Annotated in this window: 5 protein-coding genes; 1 reads left to right on the top strand and 4 read right to left on the bottom strand. The window is 66.1% G+C overall.

Features of this window, described 5'->3' with window-relative positions; genetic code table 11:
• Nucleotides 1–51: 51 nt before the first annotated feature.
• From AC5E6L_RS13375 to yajC, 3 genes are all read right to left on the bottom strand, one after another.
• Entirely contained in the window at nt 52–453 is a 402-nt protein-coding gene (locus AC5E6L_RS13375; protein WP_491773922.1) for an Mth938-like domain-containing protein, read from the bottom strand.
• A 13-nt stretch (nt 454–466) separates the two neighbouring features.
• On the bottom strand, nt 467–3,046 hold the full coding sequence (gene secDF / locus AC5E6L_RS13370; protein WP_491773920.1) for a protein translocase subunit SecDF: 2,580 nt from the start codon (nt 3,044–3,046) through the stop codon (nt 467–469).
• 98 nt (nt 3,047–3,144) lie between these two features.
• Nucleotides 3,145–3,495, bottom strand: coding sequence for a preprotein translocase subunit YajC (yajC, locus tag AC5E6L_RS13365; protein WP_491229510.1), 351 nt, complete (start codon nt 3,493–3,495; stop codon nt 3,145–3,147).
• A gap of 131 nt (nt 3,496–3,626) precedes the next feature.
• Between yajC and AC5E6L_RS13360 the strand changes: the two genes are divergently transcribed.
• Complete coding sequence (locus AC5E6L_RS13360) at nt 3,627–4,502, top strand: ATP-binding protein (protein WP_491773918.1); 876 nt, start codon at nt 3,627–3,629, stop codon at nt 4,500–4,502.
• Nucleotides 4,503–4,657: 155 nt separating this feature from the next.
• Here the strand turns inward: AC5E6L_RS13360 and AC5E6L_RS13355 are convergent.
• On the bottom strand, nt 4,658–6,071 hold a 1,414-nt coding region (locus AC5E6L_RS13355; protein WP_491773916.1), incomplete at its 5' end, for an isocitrate lyase.

Here is a 6,071-nt window from a genome sequence, read left to right as displayed (position 1 = left end):
GCGGCGAAAAACCCTGTCCATCAATCCGCTCCCATCTAAAGACAAACCGCTCTAGCGCGCATCATCCACCGCGATCAGCGCGGCGGCCACGGCCCGTTCCTCGGCCAGCAGCACGTTGAAGGTGCGCACGGCGGCGCCGGTCGCCATGGTTTCGGCGATGATGGCGTGCTCGTCGCGCAGTTCGGCGCGCAACGGCTTGGGCAGCACGCGCAGATCGGCGCCGCAGCCGATCAAAAGCACCTCGATCCCGCCCGCATCGGCGATCACCTTGGCAAGGCTGGCGCGATCGATGTCCTCGAAACGCGTCACGTCCCAGCCATGGATCCCCGAAGGAAGGGCAAGGATCGACCCCCTGTGGGACATGTCGGCGAAGCGAAAGCCGCCATTGCCGTAGGCGTCGATCGGCGCGCGGCCGGGAAAATGGGCGTCGCGTATCTCCAGGCCGGCGCGGATCGCCTTGACCATGTCAGGTCTCGATGTCGACGGGCGCGGTGCCCGCCGTGGCCGCCTTTTCCTTCTTGGCCTCCTCGCTCTCCTGCGACAGCGCGCCGGGGCGCAGGCGGAACATGATCAGGATCGGCGCGGCGATGAAGATCGACGAATAGGTGCCGATGACGACACCGAAGATCATCGCCGCGACGAACGATTGCAGCACCTCGCCGCCGAAGATGAACAGGGCGAACAGGGCCAGAAGCGTGGTCACCGAGGTCAGGATGGTGCGCGGCAGCGTCTGGTTCATCGACATGTCGAGCAGTTCGGGGATCGGCATCTTCTTGTATCGTCGCAAGTTCTCGCGCACGCGGTCATAGACGACCACCGTGTCGTTGAGCGAATAGCCGACGATGGTCAGGATCGCCGCGATGGACGACAGGTTGAATTCGAGCCCGGTGACCACGAACATGCCGATGGTCAGCAGCACGTCGTGCGTGGTCGCGATGATCGCGCCGAGCGCGAACTGCCACTCGAATCTGAGCCAGATATAGACCAGGATCGCCGCCAGCGCGGCAAGCACCGCGATCGTGCCGGCGGTCGCAAGTTCGCCCGAAACGGTGGGGCCGACCACCTCGACGCGGCGGATTTCATAATCGGCTTCGAGCGCGGCGCGCACCTTTGTCAGCGCGCTCTGCTCGGCATTGTCGCCGCCGCCCTGGCTTTCGATGCGGATCAGCGCGTCGGTCGGCGCGCCGAAACCCTGCACCTGCACATCGCCCAGATTGAGCTCGGACAGGTCGGACCGAATGCCGCCAATATCGGCCTCGCCGACGCTGGCCTGCACTTCGACCAGCGAGCCGCCCTTGAAGTCGATGCCCAGATTCATGTTGACGGTGGCAAAAAGCGCCATCGACGCCACCACCACCAGCGAGGACAAGGTGAACGAATAGCGCCGCAGCCACATGAACTTGATCTTGGTGTCCGGGCGCAGATGCCGCCCAAGGCCGAGCGGCAGATCCTTCGGCCTGGCGCGCTTGAGCCAGAAGGCCATCATCCACCGGGTCAGGATGAAAGCGGTGAACACCGTGGTGATGATGCCGATGGCGAGCGTGACGGCGAAGCCGCGGATCGGCCCCGAGCCCAGATAGAACAGGATGATCGCCGCGATCAGCGTGGTGACGTTGGCGTCGATGATCGTCGTGAACGCCCGCTGGAAGCCGGCGTCGATCGCCTGGATCAGACTTCGCCCGCCCAAGCGTTCCTCGCGGATGCGCTCGAAGATCAAGACGTTGGAATCGACCGCCATGCCGACCGTGAGCACGATGCCGGCGATGCCCGGCAGCGTCAGCGTGGCGCCCAGCGCCGAGAGCGCGGCGATCACCAGCGTGATGTTGATGACCAGCGCCAGATTGGCGATGATGCCCAGAAGGCCGTAGGCGACGAACATGAAAAGGACGACGAGGATCGCGCCGATGATGCCGGCGATCTCGCCGGCGGCGATCGAGTCGGCGCCCAGCGAGGGGCCGACCGTGCGCTCCTCGACGAAGGTCGGCTTGAGCGGCAGCGCCCCGGCGCGCAGCAGGATGGCCAGGTCGTTTGCGCCGTCGACGGTGAAATTGCCCGAAATCTGGCCCGAACCGCCCAGGATCGGCTCGCGGATGACGGGCGCGGAAATCACCTGCTCGTCGAGCACGATGGCAAACGGCCGGCCGACATTTTCCTGGGTGGCGCGGCCGAAGCGCTGCGCGCCCGTGCCGTCGAACCGGAAGGTGACGATGGGTTCGTTCGTGCGCTGGTCGAAGCCGGCCTGCGCGTCTTCGAGGTTCTCGCCGGTGACGATCTCGCGCGTCTCGATCACGTAGGGAACCGGCGGATCGTCGGTCGAATAGAGGATCTCGGTGCCCACCGGCGGCCGGCCGGCGAGCGCGTCCTCGACCGGGGTCGTCACGTCGACCATCTGAAACGTCAGGCGCGCCGTCGTGCCGATCAGGTCCTTCAGGCGCTGCGGGTCGTCGAGCCCGGGCACCTGCACGATGATGCGGTCGGTGCCCTGGCGCTGGATGACCGGTTCGGTGGTGCCCAGTTCATCGATGCGGCCGCGAAGCACCTCCACGGTCTGGGCGACCGCGCCGGCCATGCGATAGTCGAGCCCCTGATCGGTGATCTCCAGTTCGAACCGGCCATCGGCGCCGGGGCCCGACAGGATGATCTCGCGCACCGTGCCGCCGGTCAGAAGGCCGGTGGACACCAGCGCGGTCAGGTCCGAAAGCGCGGCGCGCGCCGCATCGGCATCGGCGGGATCGCGGAGCGTGAAGCCGACCGTCTGGCCCTGGCCGGAAAGCCCGGTATAGCCGATCCCCTCGGCCCGCAGCAGGCGCCTCACCTCGTCGCGGACCGCTTCGAGCCGGTTTTCGACCAGATCCCGGCGTTCGAGCTTGAGCTGGAGATGCACCCCGCCCTGAAGGTCGAGCCCCAGCGCCAGCGTGTCGCTCGGTATGGCGTCCGGCAGGCTGTCGCGAAACTGCTGCGGATAAAGGTTCGGCAGCGCGAACGCGATGCCGACGGCGACCGTCAGCCAGATCAGAACCGTCTTCCAGGGTGCGAAATAAAGCATGTCGGATCATGTCCCGAAACGGAGCCTTGGCCAAGACCTGACTGCCCGGCCCGCCTGGCGAAATTGCGGCGCCTTGCGGCGGCGAAGTGGCGAAGGCGTCAGGCCTTCTTGGCGTCGTTGGCCGCCACCGGTTCGCCCTTGACCCGCACATCGGCCACCATCGAGCGCATCACGCGCACCTTGGTGCCCTGGGCGATCTCCACTTCCAGTTCGCCCTCGTCCTCGTGCACCTTGGTCACCTTGCCGACGACCCCGCCGCCGGTGACGATGGTGTCGTTGCGGCGGATCGCGGCGAGCATCGCCTCGCGCCGTTTCACCTGCTGGCGCTGCGGACGGATGATCAGGAAATACATGATCACGAAGATCAAGATGAAGGGCAACAGGCTCACGATCAGACTCGGACCCTGAGCCGCCCCGCCCGCCTGAGCGAACGCCGGTGTGACAAACATGCAAGAAACTCCCCAGAACGGATCGGCCCGGAGCGGGCCTTGAAATTTGCGGCGAATATAGTCAGGCAAAGCCTCGATGCAACCGGAACCGGGACGATCGGCGGCAGCGCCCCACGGCGAAAAGGATCAAGATGACGCGATCGGACAACGACTTCGCCGCGGCGCTGAGCGGCAGGCTGGACCGGCTCGTCGACGCGCTCGAACGGCTCGCCCCGCCCGCGCGCACCGCGCCCGACCTCGCCTCCGCCGACTGTTTCGTGTGGGAACAGGGCCACCTCGCGCCGGTCGAAAGGGTCAACCGCGTCGACATCGCCCTGATCCGGGGCGTCGACCGCGTGCGCGACATCCTGGTGGAGAACACCAGGCGCTTCGCCGCCGGCCTGCCGGCCAACAATGTGCTGCTGTGGGGGGCGCGCGGCATGGGCAAGTCCTCGCTGGTCAAGGCCGCGCACGCGGCGATCAACGCGCACGGCACCGAACCGCCGCTGAAACTCGTCGAGATCCACCGCGAGGACATCGACGCGCTGCCGCGCCTTTTGAGCCTGGTGAAGGCCGAGCCGTTCCGATTCGTCGTCTTCTGCGACGATCTTTCCTTCGACCGGGACGATACGTCCTACAAGTCATTGAAGGCGGCGCTGGACGGCGGCGTCGAGGGCCGGCCGGACAATGTCATTTTCTATGCGACCTCGAACCGGCGGCACCTTCTGCCGCGCGACATGATCGAGAACGAGCGCTCGACGGCGATCAACCCGTCCGAGGCGGTCGAGGAAAAAGTGTCGCTGTCGGACCGGTTCGGGCTGTGGCTGGGCTTTCACAAATGCTCGCAGGACGAATATCTGGCGATGGTCGACGGCTATGCCGCCCATTACGGCCTGGCCGTGGAGCGCGACGTTCTGCGCGGCGAGGCGCTGGAATGGGCGGCGACGCGCGGCGCGCGCTCGGGCCGCGTCGCCTGGCAGTTCATCACGGATCTGGCGGGAAGGTTGGGGCGGAAGCTGGAGGGGTGAGCCAGCATTCCTGGCTCCGTCATCCCCGGCCTTGAGCCGAGGATCCATTCCGTGATGCCAAACAAAGAGCGCCCGCTCACCAAGAACGGGCGCGTCGTTTCAACTGGACGGAATGGACCCTCGGGCCCGACCCGAGGGTGACCGGCAAACACCGGTCACTCCGCGGGCACCGCGAACTGGTTCATCGTGTTCTCGGCGCCGCCCGCCTTGAGCGCCGCATCGCCCGAGAAATACTCCTTATGGTCGTCGCCCATATCCGAGCCCGCCATGTTCTGGTGCCTGACGCAGGCGATGCCCTGGCGGATTTCGGCGCGCTGGACGCCGGCGACATAGCCCAGCATGCCCTGCTCGCCGAAATAGTCCCGCGCCAGATTGTCGGTCGACAGCGCGGCCGTGTGATAGGTCGGCAGCGTGATCAGATGATGGAAGATGCCCGCCTCGCGGGACGCATCGGCCTGGAAGGTGCGGATGCGCTCGTCGGCCTCGGCCGCCAGATCGCTGTCGTCATACTCGGCGCTCATCAGTCGGGCGCGGTCGTAGGCTGCGATATCCTTGCCCGCTTCGACCCAGGAATCATAGACCTGCTGGCGGAAGTTGAGCGTCCAGTTGAACGAGGGCGAGTTGTTGTAGACGAGCTTGGCCTTGGGCACGGTCTTGCGCACCGCGTCCATCATGGCCTTGATCTGGCCGATATGCGGCTTCTCGGTCTCGATCCAGATCAGGTCGGCGCCGTTTTCGAGCGAGGCCACCGAATCCAGCACGCAGCGCTCGGCGCCGGTGCCCGGGCGGAACCGGAACAGCCCGCTCGGCGTGCGCTTGACGCGCATCAGGTCCCCGTCGCGGCGCAGCAACACGTCGTTGGGCCCGATCTCGTCGGTGGCCACCGGCTCGGCATCGAGGAAGGCGTTGTACCGGTCGCCCAGATCGCCCGGCTGGTTGGAGACCGCGATCTGCTTGGTCAGGCCCGCGCCCAGCGAATCGGTGCGCGTGACGACGATGCCGTCCTCCACGCCCAGTTCGAGGAAGGCGTAGCGGCAGGCACGGATCTTCGCCAGGAAGTCGGCATGCGGGACGGTCACCTTGCCGTCCTGATGGCCGCACTGCTTTTCGTCCGACACCTGGTTTTCGATCTGTAGCGCGCAGGCGCCGGCCTCGATCATCTTCCTGGCGAGCAGATAGGTCGCCTCCTCATTGCCGAAGCCGGCATCGATGTCGGCGATGATCGGGACCACATGCGTTTCGTAGCTGTCGATCTTCTTGCGTGTCTGGGCGATGCGCAGTTCATCGCCGGCGGCGCGGGCGTCGTCGAGATCGCGGAACAGACCGCCAAGCTCGCGCGCGTCCGCCTGTTTGAGGAAGGTGTAGAGTTCCTCGATCAGCGCCGGCACGGATGTCTTTTCGTGCATGGACTGGTCGGGCAGCGGGCCGAACTGGGAGCGCAGGGCGGCGACCATCCAGCCCGAAAGGTAGAGATAACGGCCCCTGGTCGAGCCGAAATGCTTCTTGACGGCGATCATCTTCTGCTGGCCGATAAAGCCGTGCCAGCAGCCCAGCGACTGGGTGTAGTCG

The organism is Roseitalea sp. (assembly GCF_984466335.1).
This window is presented reverse-complemented; position numbering and strand designations above follow the sequence as displayed.